Annotated in this window: 11 protein-coding genes; 3 read left to right on the plus strand and 8 right to left on the minus strand. The window is 58.4% G+C overall.

Features of this window, described 5'->3' with window-relative positions; all coding sequences use genetic code 11:
• Positions 1–223: 223 nt before the first annotated feature.
• Complete coding sequence (locus B5F22_RS08765) at positions 224–1,102, minus strand: LysR family transcriptional regulator (RefSeq protein ID WP_087392273.1); 879 nt, start codon at positions 1,100–1,102, stop codon at positions 224–226.
• A gap of 472 nt (positions 1,103–1,574) precedes the next feature.
• On the opposite strand from B5F22_RS08765, the gene B5F22_RS08770 reads away from it, so the two are divergent.
• From B5F22_RS08770 to B5F22_RS08780, 3 genes are all read left to right on the plus strand, one after another.
• Entirely contained in the window at positions 1,575–6,485 is a 4,911-nt protein-coding gene (locus B5F22_RS08770; RefSeq protein ID WP_087392274.1) for a beta-N-acetylglucosaminidase domain-containing protein, read from the plus strand.
• A gap of 201 nt (positions 6,486–6,686) precedes the next feature.
• Positions 6,687–11,618, plus strand: coding sequence for a discoidin domain-containing protein (locus B5F22_RS08775; RefSeq protein ID WP_158096669.1), 4,932 nt, complete (start codon positions 6,687–6,689; stop codon positions 11,616–11,618).
• Positions 11,619–11,741: 123 nt separating this feature from the next.
• Positions 11,742–11,966 carry a DUF1653 domain-containing protein gene (locus tag B5F22_RS08780; protein WP_087392276.1) on the plus strand — a complete coding sequence of 75 codons (225 nt, stop codon included), beginning with the start codon at positions 11,742–11,744 and terminating at the stop codon, positions 11,964–11,966.
• Between the two features lie 3 nt (positions 11,967–11,969).
• Here the strand turns inward: B5F22_RS08780 and B5F22_RS08785 are convergent, their stop codons facing one another.
• The 7 genes from B5F22_RS08785 to B5F22_RS08815 form a co-directional block, all read right to left on the minus strand.
• Entirely contained in the window at positions 11,970–12,500 is a 531-nt protein-coding gene (locus B5F22_RS08785; RefSeq protein ID WP_087392277.1) for an FmdE family protein, read from the minus strand.
• A complete protein-coding gene (locus B5F22_RS08790) occupies positions 12,493–14,148 on the minus strand; it encodes an oligopeptide/dipeptide ABC transporter ATP-binding protein (RefSeq protein WP_087392278.1) in 1,656 nt (551 codons plus the stop codon). Before B5F22_RS08790 ends, B5F22_RS08785 begins: the two co-directional genes overlap by 8 nt.
• Before the next feature lie 10 nt (positions 14,149–14,158).
• Complete coding sequence (locus B5F22_RS08795; RefSeq protein ID WP_087392279.1) at positions 14,159–14,956, minus strand: ABC transporter permease; 798 nt, start codon at positions 14,954–14,956, stop codon at positions 14,159–14,161.
• Positions 14,953–15,990: an ABC transporter permease gene (locus B5F22_RS08800; RefSeq protein WP_242955092.1), complete on the minus strand. Its 1,038-nt coding sequence runs from the start codon at positions 15,988–15,990 to the stop codon at positions 14,953–14,955. The genes B5F22_RS08795 and B5F22_RS08800 overlap by 4 nt, the downstream gene beginning before the upstream one ends.
• Positions 15,927–17,492 carry an ABC transporter substrate-binding protein gene (locus B5F22_RS08805; protein WP_087392280.1) on the minus strand — a complete coding sequence of 522 codons (1,566 nt, stop codon included), beginning with the start codon at positions 17,490–17,492 and terminating at the stop codon, positions 15,927–15,929. The genes B5F22_RS08800 and B5F22_RS08805 overlap by 64 nt, the downstream gene beginning before the upstream one ends.
• Before the next feature lie 185 nt (positions 17,493–17,677).
• Positions 17,678–19,018 (minus strand): DUF1576 domain-containing protein, encoded by a 1,341-nt coding sequence (locus B5F22_RS08810; protein ID WP_087392281.1) that lies wholly within the window; start codon positions 19,016–19,018, stop codon positions 17,678–17,680.
• A gap of 33 nt (positions 19,019–19,051) precedes the next feature.
• Positions 19,052–20,653 (minus strand): MBL fold metallo-hydrolase, encoded by a 1,602-nt coding sequence (locus B5F22_RS08815; RefSeq protein WP_087392282.1) that lies wholly within the window; start codon positions 20,651–20,653, stop codon positions 19,052–19,054.
• Between the last annotated feature and the right edge of the window lie 49 nt (positions 20,654–20,702).

Genomic DNA, 20,702 nt, shown 5'->3' on the forward strand with positions numbered 1-20,702 from the left:
CGGACGGGTGCGTTCTCCGGTAATATTTTTTGTGAGTTCAATGCAAATACCAGTTGACCGTGGCACTCATATACGGTACACTGATCTTGCTTGTTATAATTTGTCTGCACAAACAAATTATAAAGCAAATGAAACGAGAGGCCAACCCCCAAAAAGGTTAGCCTCTCGTTTTGTTGTTCTGGCCTATTTTGCAACAGGCCCCTCTTTTATACCTAGACGATTGTCAAACTTGACATTGAGCAGAAGTCTGCATGTTCTGGATAAAGGCGCTGAGGGCGGGAGAGCTGTGCTTGCGGGGATAAGCGCAGTATAGATCAATGAAAAGGGGTTCCACCACCGGGAGAATGCAAATATCGGAAGAGGTAATGATGCAATTTTTCATGGATTGTTGGTCCAACAGTAACACGCCCTGCCCTTGGGCACATCGGTGTATGGCCACCAGAGGGGAGGGGGTGGAGACAATGTTCTGGAAGGTGATCCCCAGCTCTGCACAGGACTGAAACAGAGGCGGGTAGATGGCCTGGTAGATTTGTGGTACCAGCAGCTGCTCATTGGCAATTTGGAAGACGGAAACGGCGGCGTTCTGGGCCAACGGGTGGTGTTTTGGTAAGACGACACAGGCGGGGTCTCGCCACAGCAGTGTAAATTGCAGTTCTGGGGCATTGAATTTCTGGGGGAGTATGGCCCCATCAAACGTCCCAGTTTGGACATGGTCCAAGCAGGCCTCCACCCCGTAATAGCTGTATTCCACGTCACAATCGTTGCATCGGTTGGGGAGCATGTGCATCATCATGCTGTAGACACAGGCATCCATGGAGATGCGGAGATTGCTTTGGGAGGACTGGGAGACGTGGCGAAGAGCGGAGCAAGTCTCGTCCAACTCCTCCAGAATGTGGGTACATCGAGCGTAAAAGTAGTTGCCCTGTTCGGTGAGCCGCAGACCGTTGGCCGTGCGGAGAAAGAGGGTGCATTTCAGATCCTGTTCTAACGTGCGAATGACATAGCTCAGACTCTGCTGGGTTACGTAGAGCCGTTTGGCTGTGTGAGACAAATTAAGATCCTTACATATTTCGCAAAAATAATAAATTTTCTTAATGGTCATAGCTGTCACCTCTCGCTCTATCTGAATGGTATATATGTTAGACGAGTGGGGGCAAGGAAAAGTTGATATCTTTTGAAAAATTTTTTGTAGCTGAGACTGGAGCTAGACAGACCGTCAAATTTGCTTTGGGAGAAGCGTGGTATGGATGACGAAAAATTTTGGAGAATTCTGTATATTGTGCTGAAAATCTCGGTGAATACTGCAGGGAAGAGGGACAAATTCAGCTGTTTTCACCAAAGGGACAGGGTATAATTCTATATCACAAAAAAATATTGTCCAAACCCAAGAAAACTCTGTTTTACAATGTAAAGTAATCGTGACATACTAAATAAGAAATACGTTGGTACGGCTGGCAACAGGAACGATGCACAATGATACAAACAGGCAATGGCTTTTTCGGGAAGCATGTGTCCCGGGAATGTTGTTGCCTTTTTTGCCAGTACGCTGACACACAGAACAGGAGGAGTAAACGGTGAAAAAAGGTAAGCAATTTGCATCCCTGCTGCTGACCGGAGCTATGCTGTTGAGCTTTGCGCCCATGTCTCTCAGGGCAGTTGCATTATCGTCAGAGGGCGTAGGACAGACCCTGGTGATGTCTGGAGAGGACCGCAGTGGGGTGGAGACCACCAATATCAACCTGGCGGAAGGACGGCCTGTCACCGCCAGTGGCGCATACAGCGGAATGCCCGCATCCAACCTGACAGACGGCAGCACCGGAACCCGGTGGGCCTCTCCTTCAGGTAATAATGAGGATGTATATAACAGTTGGTTTTATGTTGACCTGGGAGAGGAGCCGGTCCGATACAATAAAATTGAGCTGGCCTTCGAGAATACCCCACAGAAGTACCGGGTGGAGGTATCCGACAACGGCCAGGACTGGCAGGTGGTGGAGGAAGTCGTCCACGAGGACAGTGCTACCTTGCCCAAGGGCCAGCCGGATACTCTGGTGTTTGACCAGCCCCTGACTGCCCGGTATGTAAAGTTCCAAGGCGTGGAGCCCCGCCACAATGCAGACGGCTCCATCAATGTGTGGGGGTATTCCCTCTATGAGTTCCGGGTGTACCAGGCCCCCGCCCCGGACGACGAGTGTGTGGCCCAGGCCAAGGAGGATACCACCTTGCCTCAGCGAGCCAAGCGGGACTTTACGCTGCCGCTGACCCACGACAACGGCACCTCCATCACCTGGGCATCCAATAGTGAGTGGATTACCATAAAGGGCGGCACAGCTGTGGTGAAGCGGGACACCGTAGACCAGAGTGTGACCCTCACCGCCACCTTCACCAAGGGCGACGTCACCGACACCCGGGACTACACCGTGGTGGTGCCTGCCGACCAGCAGGTGGAAGGCGCATATGACATCTATCCCATCGTACACCGTGCCACCTATCAGGATACCGCTCTGTCCATGACCGACGAGGTGAATCTGGTGCTGGAGGAGGGCCTGGACGAGGCCACCCGGGCCAAGGCCCAGAAGGTGCTGGAGGAGGACGGCATTCAGGTGTCCGTCTCCCAGGACGTGGTGGAAGGGAAGACCAATGTTCTGGTGGGCATTGATAACGATGCTGGCGTAGACAATGAATGGTTTGATGGAAAGTATGACCCCACCCTGTCCACCGACAACAACGACGGGTATGCTCTGGCCGTGGATGATGCCACCGACACCATTGCCATCATGGGCCGGGACAGCAACGCCGCGTTCTACGGCGTGACCACCCTGGACCAGATTTTGGAGCAGACCCAGGCGGACAGCATTCGAGACGTCCTCATTGAGGACTATGCCGAAGTCCAGTTCCGTGGGTTTATCGAGGGCTTCTACGGCACTCCCTGGTCCCATGAAAACCGCATGAGTCTCATGGAGTTCGGCGGGGACTTCAAGATGAACTCCTACCTATACGGTCCCAAGAATGACCCCTACCACGCCGGACAGTGGCGGGACCCCTATCCGGCGGACAAGCTGGCTGAGCTGCAGGAGCTGGTGGAAAAGGGCCATGAGACCAAAGTGCAATTCGTGTGGGCCGCCCACATTGGCGGTAAGATCGACCTGGCGTCTGAGGAGGACTTCCAGGCCCTGTGCGACAAGTTTGACCAGATGTACGACATTGGCGTGCGGCAGTTCGCTCTGTTCTTTGATGACTCCGCCACCAACAACACAGACTTGGTGAACTTCGTCACCCGGCTGGACAAGGAGTACATCAAGGCTAAGGGAGACGTGGCCCCCATCATCTTCTGTCCTCAGTATTACCGCAAGGACAGCGGCAGTCAGAGCACCATCAACTACTTAAAGCAGATCAGCCAGTTCCCCGAGGACGTCCAGATCATGTGGACTGGCGACAACGTGGTGTCTGCCATCAAGCAGAGCACGGTGGACTGGGTCACCCAGTACATTGAGCGCCCGGTGTACATCTGGTGGAACTACCCGGTGAATGACCTGGGCCGGGCCAGCTACGTCCATATGGGTCCCTCTCAGGGTCTGTATCCCGGGGTGACCAACATCTCCGGCTTTACCTCCAATCCCATGAACCAGGCCCAGGCCTCTAAGATCTCTCTGTTCAGCGTGGCCGACTACACCTGGAACACCGAGGACTATGACAGCCAGGAGAGCTGGCAGGCTTCCTTTACCCGTGTGATTCGGGACGACCCGGAGGCTGCAGAAGCCCTGAGAATCTTCTCCGCCCACTCCTCTGCGGGCAACAATCCCTTTGGGGTGCAGGAGTCCGTGTACATGAGAGAGCATCTGGATGCCTTCCAGAATGCCCTGATGAATGGCGAGGACCTGACCCAGGCCGCGGCAGACCTGGAGGCGGATTTTGATGAGATCATTGCTGCCGTGGACACCCTGAAGGCCTATAAGGGCACCGGAAACATCTCTGGGGAGATCTCCCGTTGGACGGACAAGCTCCAGAAAGTGGCTGTGGCCCTCAAGCAGATGGTGATAGATGCAGCCACCAGTGATCCCGCCTCTCCCGATGACCCCGCCTCGGTGGAGAAGGCCATGGAGGTCATTGAGCGCAACCGTACCGCCTTCCAGCAGGCCAAGAACGCCTCGGGCACCGTGGCCTCTCAGGTACTCATTCCCTTCGGCGACAACCTGTTGGCCTCTCTGGAAGCTCGGCTGATGGCGAACATCCACCTGGACCCCGCCCCGCAGGGCTATGGCTCCATGGATATGCTGGACTATACCAAGATTGTAGACGGTGACCGCGCTTCCTCTACCGCCACCGGAAGCTATTTCCCGGTGAATGTGGGAGCCTACTTCGGAGTGAACCTGGGCCGCGTCACCGACCTTGATAACCTGACCATCTATATGGCAGAGGACGCCTACTTCAAGAAGGGCGTGGTGGAGGTCTCCACCGACAACAAGACTTGGACCGAGCTGGGCACCTTTGACGGCAGCACCGTACATCTGGAGGGGCTGGATGTCAAGGCACAATTCATCCGCTACCGGGCCACCGAGGAATTTGTGGATGAGAACACTGGCTCTCCCAACGGCATGCTGGGTATCCAGGAGTTTGTGGTCAATGAACCCACCAGCGCCACCCTGTACACCAATGTGGAGGATCTGGACGCTGCGGTGAATTACGAGAGCGGCCGGGTGAGCCTGGAGAACGTATCCGGCGTGACTCTCCAACCCGGAGAGTACATTGGCTTCCGGTTCAACACCCTGAAAAATGCCCACTCTGTGGTGGTGGATGAGGCGTTGCGGGACCTGAGTGCAGAGTATTCTCTGGACGGAGAAGAGTGGAAGCCCATGGACTGGGCCTCCTCCGACTGCATGACCGCCCTGTATGTCCGTATGTGCAACACCAGTGATGAGGCCCGCACCTTTGACCTGGAGAAGCTGGAGGTGCGTCTGGGCGGCGTCCATCCTGAGATGACGGCAGAGGCCAAGAACATCGTCACCTGGTCCGGTTCTGCCGCCAACATGGTGGACGGGAATCGGGATACCACCTTGTGGCTCAAGCCCAGTGAGAACCGCACATTTATCCTGGATTTGGGCAAGGCCGTGCCCATTTATGACGTGAAGATCCACTGTGTGAAGGACGCTCTGTCCAACGGTCAGATTCGGCTGAGCAGCGACGGCACCACCTGGAGCGAACCCATCTCCTTCTCTGGCGCAGGCCTGGAGAACTTGGTGGAGTGCGGGGCAGTGGAGGCCCGGTACATTGAAATCACCGATAACATCCCCTCTAAGTGGATTCAGGTAGGGGAGATCGAGGTGAACACCACCGTGCCCGAGGACGTGCTGCGGGTCAGCGGCAGCGTCGGCGATGTGGATCGGCTGGTGGACAGCAATCTGTTTACCTCGGTATCTGCGGGCCAGGAGGCTGGCGAAGTGGTCTGGAACAATGCCGGGCTGGACATCACCAACCTGGTAGTGGTGAAAAACAGCGGTGCCGTTGTCACGCTGTGGGCAGAGCAGGAGGACGGCACTTGGAAGGAAGTGACCACCGTCACAGACGCCTACGGAGATATTGATCTGGGCGAAGATGCCCATGCTTCTGCGTTTAAGTTTACCTGGAAGGAGAACTCCGGACTGACACTCCATGAGATTGGGGCCTACAAGGTAGATCAGACGCCGGAGCAGGTGAACAAGACCCTGCTGGAGAAGACCATCGCCTATGCCAAGGGCCTGGACACCACCGGTGTCACCGACTCTGCCAAGGCTGCCTTTGAGAAGGCGCTCCGTGAGGCCGAGGCTGTCATGGCCGACGCCAACGCCACCCAGACTGAGGTGAACGCCGCTTGGGACAATCTGCTGGAGGGCATCTGGGGTCTGGGCCTGGTGCAAGGCGACAAGACCATGCTGGAACAGCTCATCAACAAGGCGGAAGGCATGATTCCCAATGAGGACAAGTACATAGCCGACCACTGGAAGGAGCTGGTGGACGCTCTGGCCGCTGCCAAGGACGTGATGGCGGACGGCGACGCCATGGAAGAGGACATCCAGCCCGTGGCCGAGGCACTGCTCAACGCCATTCTGGCGCAGCGCTTCAAGGCGGACAAGTCCATTCTGGAAGACCTGGTGAACAAGGCCGAGGGCATGGATCTCTCCAGTTGTACCGCTGAGAGCGTGGCTGTGTTCCGCTCTGCTCTGGCTGAGGCTCAGGCCGTCATGGCGGACAATAGCCTTTCCGAGGATGATCAGGAGACCGTGGATGCCGCTGTGGAGAAACTCACCCGTGCCATGGACGGTCTCACCGCCGGCGGTGCTCCCGATGCCACCGACAAACCTGAGACCTCTCAGAAGCCTGAAACCACCCAGAAGCCGGAGAACAACGTGCCTCAGACCGGGGACAACAGCGGTTTGATGCTGTGGCTGACGGCTGGATTGGCCTCTCTGGGCGGAGCAGTAAGTGTTTTGTTTAAAAAGAAAAGACAGTAAATGCGTCAGCAGTAAGACGCTTTCTGTAAAAAGCAGTGGAATATGGGCGGTACACACCCCCACAGAAATTGGTCAAGGGTTTGTGTGTGGGGTGTACCGCCCTGAGTCGGGCATCCGATGCAGCGTAAGAATGGAAGGTGATAGGCAAAGGAAAGATTTTGAGAAGATGCTTTATTTTCTTATGACATGGGAGGTAAGAACATGAAAAAGCATGGTCGTTGGCCTGCCCTGATGCTGGCAGGCGCAATGATGGTAAGCAGTGTGGCAAATGTGGGGTTGATGCCAAATGCTCGGGCAGCGGGTGATTCGGAATACCCCAACCTGGCGCTGAGCAAGCCCGCTACGTCCAAGAATGACGAGGGCTATGGCTTGGTGGCGTCCAACGCCGTAGACGGCTCTTGTACGGGTGACAACGCCAATTCCCGTTGGTCCAGTGCCATGAGTTCAGGCGAGACCTGGCTGATGGTGGACTTGGAGAACTACGCCACCATTCACAGCTTCCAGGTGGTGTGGGTGGAGCCCCACGCCAATCCGTACAAGATTCAGTTTAGTGCCAACGGCACCGACTGGGTGGATGCGTATGTGGATGATGACGGTGTAAACGTGGACGAGCATACCGAGCATACCAAGGACGTCAACGGCGGACAGCGGTTTGATCCTCACACCTTGACCTATACGCTGGATCAGCCTCTGGAGGGTATGCGCTATGCCCGTATGTGGGCCAATAAGCAGGGCGGAGGCTATCCCTGCATTGGCGTCTATGAGTTCCGGGTGTTTGGCGAAGAGGGCGAAGTGGTGCAGGAACTGCTCAACAAAGACCCTGCCAACCTGGCCCTGGGCAAGACAGCCAGTGCCTACGCTTCTCCCATCTCCTATTGGGGACCGGACAAGATGACAGATGGCATCATCAACCGCACTGCTTCCAAGGGCGACCAATCCAGATGGTCCAGCGAGGCAGGCGCTCCCGGCTGGGTGCAGATCGACCTGCGTCAGCCTCAGGAGTTCCAGATCATCAATCTGGAGTGGGAGCAGCCCGTGGTGGAGGACTACCACATTGAGGTTTCCGATAACGGTTCCGACTGGACTACGGTCTACACCGCAGAGAAGAACACGGAAGGGTATCCGGTGTCTGATCGGGTCACTCTGGACGCCCCTGTGACTGCCCGATATGTGAAGGTGGCCATTGACAAGCTCAAGGAGGGGGCTTATCCCAGCTTGTCCCTGTACGAGGTGGAAATTTATACCCCTGACGTGAGCGGTACTGACAAGACCACCAATAAGGACATCAGCGTGTCCAACGGGACAGACGCCTCTGTGGTCACCGACGATAATCTGGAGACCGTGTGGCAGGGTGCCAGCGGCGACTCCTTCACCGTGGACCTGGGTGCCTCCCTGAAGTACAACCGCTATCAGATCCAGTGGGCCACCGCAGCTGCCTACCATGTGGAGGTCTCCAGCGACGGCAAGAACTGGGAAGGTGTGTATACCACCAGCGAGGCCCCGGAGGCCGCTACGGAAGTGACCCTGGACCTGGCCTACAACCAGCGCTATGTCCGGGTGACCCTGGACGGGGACGGCGCAGTCAAGGAGTTCTCCCTCCATCAGGATCTGGACTTTGTCAACGTCTTTGACCAGGCCAAGCAGCTGCTGGACGGTATTACCATCGACGAGGATGACACCAGCCTGACACTGCCTGAGAAGTTCCCCCAGTCCATTGCTGTGACCTATCTGGGCACTGACTACGAGCAGGTCATTGACGCCGACCGCAACATCATCCGTCCCATTGTGGACACCACGGTGGCGGTGGGCTTCCGGCTGGAGAGCAAGAACCAGCCCGACAACTACCAGCTCTATGAGGTGAGTGTGGAGGTTCCTGGCTTGCACAGCGCCGATGAGTCTCAGAACGAGAAGCCCAAGGTCATCCCCGAGCTGCAGCAGTGGTTCGGTACCACCGGTGACTTTACCATTCGGGACGGCGCCCGCATCCTGGTGGACCCCGCTCTGAGTGAAGAGTACATCACCATGGCCAACCGCTTTGCTGACGACTATGAGGACATCGTGGGTAAGACGATTGCCGTGGAGCGTGGCAACAATCCCACGGCTGGTGACTTCTACTTTGTCTCCAGCGATATCCCCTTCGATGAGGAGACCTATGATCTGCACATTGGGGAATACATCACCATCGAGGCCAGCCACCAGACCGGAGCTTTCTGGTCTACCCGGTCCATCCTCCAGATCCTCAAGCAGACCGGGGATACCATCCCTCAGGGCGATGTGCGTGACTATCCCAAGTACAAGGTCCGTGGCCTGAGCATGGACATTGCACGCCGCTATGTGCCTTTGTACTTCCTGGAGGACTGGGTTTCCCAGATGTCCTGGTACAAGATGAACGACTTCAATGCGCATATGAGCGACAACACCTTTGACCTCTCCTTTGGCGGCTTCCCCCTGGAGTCTGATGTGCCCAACCTCACCAACCCCGAGGGTATGTACTACACCAAGGACGAGTTCCGTCAGTTCCAGGTGGATGCCAAGGAGCAGGGTGTGATGGTGGTGCCTGAGTTCGACACTCCCGGACACTCTCTGCCCTTCACCGAGGCCCGCCCCGACCTGGCCCGTCCCAACAAGAAGGAGTATCTGGACGTTCAGAACCCCGAAACCGCTCCCTTCGTTCAGAGCGTCTTTGACGAGTATCTGGACGGCGAGGACCCCGTATTCCTGGAGGATGCTGTCATCAATATCGGTACCGACGAGTACAAGGGCGGCGGCCAGGAGGAGAAGGAAGCCTTCCGCGCCTATCAGGATACCATGCTCAAGTACATCCTGGAGAAGGGCCACACGCCTCGTGCCTGGGGTTCCCAGACCGAGAACCACGGCACTACCCCCGTGCAGGTGGAAGGCGTGCAGCTGTACATGTGGTACACCGGCTACGCCAATGCCAAGGAGATGTATGATCTGGGCTACCAGATGATCAACATCAACGACGGCGACACCTACATCGTGCCCGGTGCTGGCTACTACTACGACTACCTGAACAAGGGTCACATCTACAACAACTTTGATCCCAGCAACATCTATCGTTCCTTCAAGGTTCCCGCAGGCGATCCCCAGATCCTGGGCGGCTCCTACGCACTGTGGAATGATAAGACTGGCGGCAGCGATAACGGAACCGCCGACATGGAGACCCTGGACCGCCTCTTTGACGCTCTGCCCGTTGTGGCGGCCAAGACTTGGGGCGACGGCAAGGATAACACCCTGTCCGAGCTGGAGGCCATTGTGGACGAGACTGGCTACGCCCCCAACACTAACCCCACCTATGAGGTGGAGACCAAGAACGACACCGTCCTCTCCTACGACTTTGATGAGGACGCCAAGACTCAGGACAACTCCATGAACGACTATGACCTGGTATCCGAGGGTGAGAACGTGGCCTATGAAGAGGGCCATGATGGTACTGCTCTGACTCTGAAGGGCGGCTCCAGTTATGTGGAGACTCCTCTGGAGGATAAGGGCCTGAATACCACTCTGGACTTCTGGGTCAAGCGGGACGCCAACAGCGGCGATGATGAGCAGATCCTGTTTGAGTCCGAGATTGGTCAGATCAAGGCCGTGCAGAAGGAGACCGGAAACCTGGGCTTCTCCCGTGAGGCCAGAGACTACTCCTTCAACTATGCTCTGCCCAAGGGCGAGTGGGTGCACATCACCATGGTGATGGAGTTCACCAAGACTACCTTGTACGTCAATGGCGAGAAGATCCAGACGCTGGAGCGCACCGAGGAAGGCGGCAACAAGTGGGCTTCTCTGGTCACTCCTCTCATGCGCATCGGTAGCCAGACCAAGGCCTTCCAGGGCCAGATCGACAGCCTGAGACTGTACGACTTTGCCGCCACCGCCGACCAGGTGGGCAACCTGTCTGTGGATCTGTATGACGAGGCCAGCGGCGTGCGTGTCCACGGCGACGTGGGCGTGCTGCCCTCTGACACCGTGATCCAGGTGACCGACCAGTCCAGCAACGAGAAGTTCCTGGAGATGGCCGAGTCCATCCTCAAGGGCTCCTCCATCAACGCCCAGTCCATCCGCCTGACCAGCGGGGAAGAGGCTGTGACTCCCAACGGGGAGATCATGATCTCCATGCCCGTGGGCGAGATGGACCAGGATACCCTGGCCCTGTATGAGTTCCGTCAGGATGGCACCTATGAGGAAGTGACCTTCACCGTGAACAATGGCATGGCCTGCTGGACCAGCAATCACGCCAACGGTGATGACACCGCCTTTGTGCTGCTGTCCAAGACGGAGGACACCAAGCCCGCCAACAAGACCCTGCTGCAAAAGACCTATGAGTACGCTCTGACCCTCTCCACCGAGGGTGTCACCGACACCGCCAAGGCCGCCTTCGAGAAGGCTCTGGCCAATGCCAAGGTGGTTCTGGACAACCAGAAGGCCACCCAGGAAGAGGTCAACAGCGCCTGGGACGCCCTGCTGAAGGGCATCTGGGGTCTGGGCCTCACCCAGGGCGACAAGACCATGCTGGAGCAGCTGATTGCCAAGGCTGAGAGCATGATTGCCGACCAGGACAAGTACGTCCAGGATAACTGGCAGATGCTGGTGGATGCTCTGGGTCAGGCCAAGAAAGTGGACGCTGACGGCGACGCTATGGAAGAGGACATCCAGCCCGCCGCTGAGGCTCTGCTGAATGCCATCCTGGCTCAGCGCTTCAAGGCGGACAAGTCCATCCTGGAAGACCTGATCAACAAGGCCGAGAGCATGGATCTGTCCGGCTATACCGCCGCTTCTGTGGCCACCTTCCGCACTGCTCTGGCCAATGCCCAGGCCGTGATGGCGGATAACGCACTCTCTGAGGACGACCAGGCTGTGGTGGACGAGGCTGTGGCTCAGCTCACCGCCGCTATGGACGGCCTCACCGCCGGTGGCGCTCCCGAGACCACCGACAAGCCTGAGGCAACGGACAAGCCCGAGACTTCTCAGAAGCCTGAGGCCACCCAGAAGCCTGGGAACAAGGTACCTCAGACCGGGGACAACGCCGCCCTGATGCTGTGGAGCATGGCGGGTGCCATTTCTCTGGTGGGCATGGCTTGTCTCGTGTATCGAAAGAACAAGTTGGAAGAGAAGTAAAACTCTCCACAAAAAACGGAGCCAGGGGAAAGCCTGGCTCCGTTTTTGATATGCGCATGGAAAAGATACTTGGAGTGTGGTATACTTTATGCCCAGTGATTTTTATGGAAGGGGGAAATAGATATGAATCAGTACGACATCCGTCCGGGCAAATACCGCCACTACAAGGGCAACGATTATGAGGTTCTGGGCCTGGCTACCCACTCGGAGACCCTGGAGCCCATGGTGGTGTACCGGGCTCTGTACGGGGAATACGGGCTGTGGGTGCGCCCGGCGAAGATGTGGAGCGAACTGGTGGAGGTGTCAGGCCAGCAAGTGCCCCGGTTTCGCTACATCGGGGAGGAGTGACCCTCACATGTCAAAGCGGTGGTAGGGGTGTGCGCAGTCCAGGCACACCAGCTGCCCATGTTCCAGCCGCAGCATGGACTCGGCGGTGAGTTCCCCGCAACAACTACAAGGTTTTGAGGTAAAGAGACGGGCGCGCTCCGGCAGGGAGAGCACCGTCTCTTTTACGTCGAACAGCTCCGCCGGGGCTTTGCTCTGTAGATAGTGGAACTTTTCCTCTTTCGTGAGGGTGTCCGGGGTGGGTCGGAGCACCAGGCGCACAGATTTCCCGCTGTTGCGCTCATAGAAGGAGAAGGCCTGCTTGCCCCGCAGGTGGAACAACAGGTTTCCCTTGCCGATGCTGCACCCCAGAATGACCTGAATGGCGTCCACGCCGCAGGCGTCGTTTTCCGTGATACACACTACGGACTCGTCCTTGGAGCGGGACAGGCCCAGCAGCTCCATGGCGTAGAGGGCGGCTTTGTAGCCAATGGTGAGGCCGCCGCAGGCGTGGCCGTGGAAGGCCACGCAGTCCTCCCAAAGTGTTTGTTCATTCATAGGTGTGTTCCTCCTTGTGGGTGAAGATGGATGTGAAATCCGTGTGTAGAACCTGATCGGGGTTCACTGGGTACAGGGTACCGCCATCCAGCAGATAGATGTGGTCGGAGATCTTACAGGCGCTGTACAGGTCGTGGGTGATCATCAGCATGGAGAAGCCCCGGCGGTATTGCAGGCCCTTGAGCATACGCAGCAGGTTGGCCTTGGCGGAGGGGTCCAGCATGGAGGTGGGCTCATCTGCCAGCAGCACCGCAGGCTCCATGGTGAGGGCTCGGGCCAGGGCCAGACGCTGTTTCTGGCCCCCAGATAGTGCGCCCACCTTGCGGCGGTAGAAGCTGTCACAGGTGTACAGGCCCACATCCTCCAAGGCCTGAGAAAGTCTCTGGGGGTCATAGACCTTGGCCAGGCGCATGGGTTCGGACACCGCCTCCTCCACCGTCAGGTGAGGGTTGAGGGCGGCTTGGCTGTCCTGGAGCACCATCTGGATACCGCCCAGCCGCCGATGGAGAGGGAGAAGGTCCTGTTCCTGCCCCTGAAAACGGATGGAGCTGTGGGCGGGGCAGGGGAGCAGACCGGACAGCAGATGTGCCAAAGTGGTTTTGCCCGCCCCGGAGCGGCCCACCAGTGACACGATCTCCCCGGCGTATAGGGTGAGGTCTACGTGGTTCAGTACCGGAGTGGCTCCATAGGCGTGGGATAGGTCATGGCAGGAGAGCAGGGGCACAATGCCGCCCCGGTGGCAGGCCAGAGCCCGCCCATCTGGCTGGATTTCCAGGTTTGGAGCCCTCTCACCGCACAGCGGAATGCTCTGGGTGCACTGCCCGTAAAAGGGACAGCAGTGGTGGCCCGGCTGTTCCTGGGCAGTGTTGGGGCGGATGCCCCACAGGTCCCGAAGAGGATTGAGAGTGACGGCGGACTGGAGCAGGCCCCGGGTGTAGGGGTGCCAGGGGTTGTCCAGAATGTCTCCCGTTTGCCCTGTCTCCTCTACATGGCCCTGGTAGAGCACCATGGTGCGCCCTCCCAGGGCCTGGGCCAGCCCCATGTCGTGGGTGACCACCAGAAAGGCGGTGCCCAGGGTGTCCCGCAGCGTCTCAATGGCAGAGCGTACGGTAACACAGGACTCTGGGTCCAGACTGGCGGTGGGCTCATCCAGAAGTACCAGCTCCGGGTCCAGGGCCACGGCGTTGGCCAATAAAAATTTCTGCACCATGCCCCCGGACAGCTGGTGGGGACGGAGGGACAGGTCGTCCGGCGACAGCCCCACCAGTTCCATGAGAGCATGGGCTTTTTTGGTACATTCCTCTGGGGAATAGGCCTGAGCCAGCACCTCGTGGAGGTGCTGGGCCAGGGTCAGCTTGGGATTGAGCCACTCCACCGAGTTCTGAAAAGCCACAGAGAGGGTCTTCATGCGTAGTTTGCGGCGCTGAGCCTCCCGCATGGTGAGAAAATCCGCCCCGTGGAGGAGCACCTGGCCTCCTACCTTACCCTCTGAGGGGAGCAAGCAGGAGATGGCCTGGACCATCGAGGTCTTCCCGCTGCCGGACTCCCCGATGACGGAGAGAATTTCTCCTCGGTCCAGCTGGAAGCTGAGTGGGTGTAGGTGAAATTGTGGGTAGGACACAGAGAGTTCTTGAACTTGAAGCAGCACGGTACCCCTCCTAGGATTTGGGTAATTGAATGGCCTGTACCATCAGGCGCAGCAGTAGAGTGGACAGCACCATAGCCAGCACTGGGGCCATCAGCCACCAGAGCCAGAACGAGGTGCGGTAAATTCCGGGAAACTGGGTGGCCCGGGCAATCATCAGCCCCCAGGAACGGGCCAGGGGGTCGGACAGGCCCAGAAAGGCCAGGGAGGACTCCTGGAGGATGGACTTCCCCACCACCCCCAGGGCGTTCACCGACAACAGGGGGAGCAGGTCCCCCGCTAAGTGGGTGCGGATGAGGTACCAGAGCCCGCCGCCGTATACCTTGGCCATGGCCACATATGGGCGGTGACACACCGAACGGGTTTTCGCCCGCATCACCTTGGCCACCGGGGCCCAGGAGAACAGGCAGAGAATCCAGATGATATTCCAGGTGTTCTGGCCCAGAAAGGCCCCCAGCACGATCATTACCGGCAGTTGGGGAATGGAGAGAAAGATCTGAATGAGCAGCCCTATGGTGTGATCCACCCAGCCGCCCAGCAGTCCCGCCGCCGTGCCCAATCCGCCTCCCAGCAGGAAGGTACAAAGGGCGGTCATGACACCAATGCCCATACTTCGGAAAAATCCGGCGGAGATTTGGGCGAATACATCCACCCCTAGGTTGTCAGTGCCCAGCCAGTGAGAGGCAGAGGGGGGCTGGAGGGAGTTCCCAGAGGGGAGAGCGGCGTCCCAGGGGTAGAAGGTGACGCCCCAGAGAAAGACCAGGGTCAGCACGAGGAAGAGTATGAGAGGGATGAGCAGGCTTTTTTTCATGGCTGTACCTCCCGCTCCACGGCGTGGTTGCACAGGTCTGCCAGGGTGAGACTTACCAGTACCAGCAGGGCAGAGAGGAGAAATACCCCCTGAATCATGGGGTAGTCCCGGTAGGTCACTGCCTCCCGTAAGATGGTGCCCAGGCCCGGATAGGCAAAGACGTTTTCCACCAGAATGGTACCTCCCACGGTAGAGCCCACCGAGAGAAAGAGCCGGGCTACAATGGGGGTGATGCTGTTGGCCAGGAGGTAGAAGGGCCACACCCGCCGTTTTCGCAGTCCTTTGGCCTTCGCGTTTATCATGTATGGCTGCTCAAGCACGGAGGAGAAGCTGGCCCAGGCGGTGAAAAAGAGCTTGGGGCAGGTCACCAGAGTCAGGGCGGCAATGGGCATGAGGCTGTGGAGCAGAATATCACCCAGCTGCTGCCAAAGAGAGGTGTACTGGGCGAAGGGAGTCACCGCTCCTGACAGAGGAATCCAGGCTACCCGGGCCGCCACCAGAAACAGCAGGAGCACGCCTGTGAGAAAGGGCGGGAGTTCCGCTAGAGCAGAGAGGACGGGAGCCAAAATGCGGTGCCCATGCCGGGTGCCCACACATACCAGGGCCAGCCCAACCCCCAGAATGAGGCTTAACAGCAGGGAAGCCCCCATCATCCACAGGCTCCAGGGCAGACGCTCCAGGAGGATGTCCGCCACCGGGCGTTTGTAGTGGATGCTCTGGCCCAGATCCCCGTGGAGATTGCGCACCATGGAGTCCACCAGTTGCTGAGGCCAAGGCTTGTCCAGGCCATAGTATTCCCGCAGCAGCTGCTTCTGCTCCTGGGTGTAGACCACGGCTACATCCTCCCCGGACCCAGAGGCGGTGTAGTCAAAGGGGTCTCCCGGCATGAGCCGGGGGATGAAGAAGTTGAGCAGGTAGATGGCCGCACAGGAGAGCAGGAGCAGCAGGATGCGGCGGGCTATGGAGGCCGTCAGCGCTCCATGTAGGAGAGTCGGTTTTGTTCGGCCTGCTGATAGGCGTAGGTTTTCATCCATCCGTCGTAGTAGTCCTTTCGATACATGGAATAGGTGGATTGGTTGGCGATGACAAGGATGGGAATCTCCTGGCTCACCAGCAGCTCTAGCTCCTGGAACATGGCCAAGCGCTGGTCAAAGTCGGTCTCATACTGCTGCCCCTCGGCCAGATGGGTCATCTCCTCATTGGAGTAGCCGATGGCCCCCATGGAGTGGGGATTGGTGCCGGAGAACTTGGAGACATCGGAGAAGAGGGTGCGCATGTAGGTGGGGGGATTGTTGCCCCAGCCGCCGTTGCCCACCAGGGCGAACTCATAGGCGCCCTGGTTGATGGTATCATCCCGGGTAGCGGAGTCATAGGCGGTGACGGACACGGTCATTCCCGCCTGGGTGAGGCCGTTTTTGATGATCTCGGCTATGGCCAGGTCGTCAGCGCTGTTGCCACAGAGAAGGGTGACAGACAGATTTTGACCGCCCAGCACCTCCTGGGCCTTTTGGGGGTCATAGTCGTACTGCACCACATGTTCGTTGTAGAAGATACTTCCCTGGGGGACATAGCCCGCGCTGCCCACGGTACCCGCCCCTCGGAACACATTGTCCACGACACTCTGCCGGTCGATGGCGGCGTATACCGCTTGGCGGTAGGTGAGGTCTAAAAACTGCGGGCACTTCACGTAGTTAATGAGCAACTTGTACCCCATGTCGTTGGCCTTGTCCACCAGCGAGATGTTGGGGTCACTGAGGTAGCTGTCTTTCAAGTCGGCGGGCAGGGAGGTGATGTCCAGTTCCCCGGCGTCAAAGGCCAGCAGGGGGTCGCTGACGGGGATAAACTGGATTTTCTCCGCTCCCTGTGATCCGTTGCACCACCCCTCGTAGGCGGTGAACTCATAGAGCCCGGTGGCTCCGTCGTATTGGGTACAGGAGAAGGCTCCGCTGCCCACCAGATAGCCCTCCCCGGTGTAGGAGTAGGGGTCTTCTACTTCGGACCAGATGTGCTGGGGGAGGATGACAAAGCTGCCCAGATTGGACAGGGTGTCGGCGTCGGGCTCGTCCACCGTCAGGGTAATGGTGTGGTCGTCCACCACCGTGTAGTGGTCCACCAGGAAGTCTTCGCCCACGCCCAGGGGATTGGAGACTGGGGGATGCTCCCGGTAGTAGTCCAGGGTAAAGGCCACGTCCTGGGCGGTGAGGGGCTCCCCATCCTGGAAGGTGGCGGTTTCAAAGAGGGTGAAGGTGTAGTCGCTGCCGTCCACCGTCCAGCTCTCGGCCAGCCAGGACACGTCCCCCTCCTCGTCTTTTTCCAGCAGGCTGCCGTATACCAGCTTCATTTTAGCGGTGCCGGGGCCTCGAGACTGGCAGAGGAACGGATTGGGAGCGCCCCAGTCGGTACCTCCCTCCAACTTGAGGGTGGACACGGAATACTGGGAGTTGGTAGGCGTGGAAGAGGGGGGAGAGGCGGTGCATCCGGCGCACAGGGCTAAGGCGGCGGCACAGGTGAGAGCGATGATGGGTTTTGTGTGCATGGTTGGTCCTCCTAGAACAATAAAAAAGTTCATCAAGAGCACCTCCTGGTGCTCCTGATGAACTTCTCATTCATCCGATTTTGTGGTGTGGCGGGGGTTATGGAAATGGCCATCTTCTGACAGCCCAGAGGATTGCTTCGACAATCTGAGGATTATTTTATCAGATTGGGCGTCCCATGTCAACGTCACAGAGGGTCTTCCATGCCGTCATGGGCATGGGCGGCCAGCAGCTCCTGGGATTGGGGCGTGTCGTCCTCGTAAATTTCAAACAGGTCCTCGTCCTGGAGGGTGGGACGGCGGTGGCGGAACAGGGAGGTGATCACCGGATAGAGCACCAGGGCCACCAAGCCTGCAGAAAAGCCGTTGTTATACAGGTTCATGCCTTCCAGGGGCAGCCCGGCCTGGAGCACCACCGCCGAGTGGATGAGTCCGGCCACCACCCCAAAGGGCCAGCCGAACACCCCGGAGAAGGGGGCCAGGGCGGTGCCAAACAGGGAGGCCAGCTGGAGCGACTCGTGGCTGGCAGAGACGTGGAGGAAGGTGCTGCCCAGCAGTACTCCAATCATCACCGGGGCGATGTTGCGCAGGTGCTTTCCGTAGGCGGAAAAGCCCATGATGGTGAAAATTCCGCCTAGGGTGGGTCCGTTCAAGTCTCCGCCCGTGACCAGAATGTATACCATGGCAAACAGTCCATTGACGCCGATGTTCACCAGAACGGGCCCGTGGCCGAACACACGCAGGTAGTCGCTGGGGGCACGGCCAGAGGTCTGGAGCAGCCGCCAGTAGCCCCGCAAGGTGGCGCTGGGGGTGGGGATGAGCCCGGCCACAATCAGGGTGATACACACCACAGCTAGAAAGATGCCGAAGGTGAGATTGTTCCCCGTGGACCAGATCAGGTGGGAGGCGGGATTCAGACCCAAGGATTTGAAGATGGGAACAAAGATCATGGCCACCAGTCCGCAGGCAAAGCCGGTGGAGTACAGATTCATGCCATTTTGGATGCGGAAGGCGTACTCGGATACCGGGGCAATGAGAAAGCCGATGAGCAAGCCCACCACGGCCCCCAGCCAGGGGGATATGTCACAGCCCATGAAGCTGACCATGGGGGCCAGGGAAGTGCCCAACATGGCCACGTTGACATACTTGGAAAAGGGTTCTTTCCGCCAGAGGGCGTAGAGGGCCGTGCCAAAGAGAATGGGCCAGATGTTGAGAATGTTTTTTCCAAACAGGGAAAAGCCCGCCATGAGGCTGATGGTGACCAGGGTGGAGCCGTTGGGCGTCTCGCCCACCAAATAGAAGATGGCCACGGCGATGAGGGTGACCAGCCCTGCGTTGACAAACGCAGGGCCGGTCCCGCACAGGGCCACATAGTCGGTGATGAGTACGTCCTCATGGCTGAGCATGGTCCATAGACCCTGGAAAAGATTTTGCGAAAGAAATAAACCAAACACCAGCAGAAGTGCGCCGAACCCAGCGGCAGCTGGGAGCAGGGCGGCGTTTCGGCGGTGTACGTGGGGTACGTGCATAGAGTGTTTCGTCTCCTTACATCTGGGAGTGCATCAACGATCCCATTTGTCGATGAGGGCCCGAATCTGGTCGGCGAACTTGCCCAAATCCTTGTTGGAGCCGCCCTTGTTGTGGGCGATGACCTCCATCAGCCGCTTGCCCACATCCTCCAGACGGCGGTAGGCGGGAGAGCCGGGGGCAGGCAGTGCCGTGGCGGGCTTTCGCTCCAGTATGACACCGGGGGCCAGCATTCGGTTCTGGAGCAGGTCGTAGACCTCCTCGTAGTTGGGGGAGTGGGCCTGGAAGCCCAGGTCCCGGAGGGTCTGGGCGTAGTGCTCGGTGACACTGCTCTCACCGTGGACCACAAAGACGTGCTGGGGCATGGGGTGATAGGCCTGAATCCAGGCGATGAGGCCGTTTTTATCGGCGTGGGAGGAGAGGCCGGGGAAGTTGACGATGCGGGCCCGCACCGAGATCTCCTCACCGAAGAGCTTGACGTGTGTTACCCCGTCCAGAAGCCGCCGGCCTAAGCTGCCCTCAGCCTGATAGCCCACAAACACCACAGCGCACTCCTCCCGCCACAGGTTGTGCTTGAGGTGGTGGCGGATACGCCCGGCATCACACATGCCCGAGGCAGAGATGATGACCTTGGAGTTGGGGTTCGAGTTCAGGGCCATGGACTCCTGAGTGGACTCGGTGATGTTGAGGCCGGGAAATTGGAACAGAGCGCCGCCCTTCAGGGCCTCAATGGCCTCTTCGTCCAGATAGCCGTGGAGATCGCCGGAGAAAATCCGGGTGGCGGCGCCAGCCAGGGGGGAGTCCACATACACCTGAAAATCGGGGACGCTGCGCACCAGGCCCTGCTCCTTCATCTCACGCATGAAGTACAGAAGCTCCTGGGTGCGGCCCACCGCAAAGGAGGGGATGATGACATTTCCGCCTTTGGAGAGGGTTTCGTCAATGAGAGCGGCCAAATCTCCGGTGTAGTCCGGGTCCACGTCCATGTCGTGGAGACGGTCCCCGTAGGTGCTCTCCGTGACCACATAGTCCGCCTCAGAGATGAACTGGGGGTCCCGGATGATGGGCTGCTCCCGGTTGCCAATGTCCCCCGAGAAGACGATCTTTTTGGTCTCGCCGTTCTCGGTCAGCCACAGTTCGGCACTGGCCGAGCCCAGCAGGTGCCCAGCGTCGGTGAAGCGGAGCTTGATGTCGTCATTGACTTGAATCTCCTGGCCGTATTCGCACACCACCAGGTGGCGGAGGGTGCGCTCCACATCGGCCAGCGTGTACAGGGGCTCCACCGGGGGACGTCCGGCCCGCTGGCCCTTCTGGTTTTCCCACTTGGCATCACTTTCTTGGATGTGGGCGGAATCCCGCAGCATAATGTCCAGAAGTTGGGCGGTGAGTCGGGTGCAGTAGATGTTGCCGCCAAATCCCTGCTTGATGAGCAGGGGAATGCGGCCGGAGTGGTCAATGTGGGCGTGGGTGACAATGACATCCTGAATGTAGCTGGGCATGAAGTCCAGCTGAGTGTTGTCGATCTCATCCCGCCCCTGCTGCAAGCCGCAGTCAATGAGCACCTTGTATCCGTTGCACTCCACACAGTGGCAGCTGCCGGTGACGGCTTTGGCTGCACCGAAAAATGTGAGCTTCATCCAGAGCACCTCCTATGCAATACTTCTAAGAGCATTGTAATCCATTCCC

This window comes from Pseudoflavonifractor sp. An187 (assembly GCF_002160275.1).
GTDB classification, from domain to species: Bacteria; Bacillota; Clostridia; order Oscillospirales; family Oscillospiraceae; genus Enterenecus; species Enterenecus faecium.

Excerpts from the sequence above, each read along its gene's own strand:
- B5F22_RS08785 (WP_087392277.1), bottom strand. The coding sequence starts at position 12,500 with ATGAATGAACAAACACTTTGGGAGGACTGCGTGGCCTTCCACGGCCAC.
- B5F22_RS08775 (WP_158096669.1), top strand. The coding sequence starts at position 6,687 with ATGAAAAAGCATGGTCGTTGGCCTGCCCTGATGCTGGCAGGCGCAATG.
- B5F22_RS08815 (WP_087392282.1), bottom strand. The coding sequence starts at position 20,653 with ATGAAGCTCACATTTTTCGGTGCAGCCAAAGCCGTCACCGGCAGCTGC.
- B5F22_RS08780 (WP_087392276.1), top strand. The coding sequence starts at position 11,742 with ATGAATCAGTACGACATCCGTCCGGGCAAATACCGCCACTACAAGGGC.
- B5F22_RS08795 (WP_087392279.1), bottom strand. The coding sequence starts at position 14,956 with ATGAAAAAAAGCCTGCTCATCCCTCTCATACTCTTCCTCGTGCTGACC.
- B5F22_RS08800 (WP_242955092.1), bottom strand. The coding sequence starts at position 15,990 with ATGGATGAAAACCTACGCCTATCAGCAGGCCGAACAAAACCGACTCTC.
- B5F22_RS08805 (WP_087392280.1), bottom strand. The coding sequence starts at position 17,492 with ATGCACACAAAACCCATCATCGCTCTCACCTGTGCCGCCGCCTTAGCC.
- B5F22_RS08810 (WP_087392281.1), bottom strand. The coding sequence starts at position 19,018 with ATGCACGTACCCCACGTACACCGCCGAAACGCCGCCCTGCTCCCAGCT.
- B5F22_RS08765 (WP_087392273.1), bottom strand. The coding sequence starts at position 1,102 with ATGACCATTAAGAAAATTTATTATTTTTGCGAAATATGTAAGGATCTT.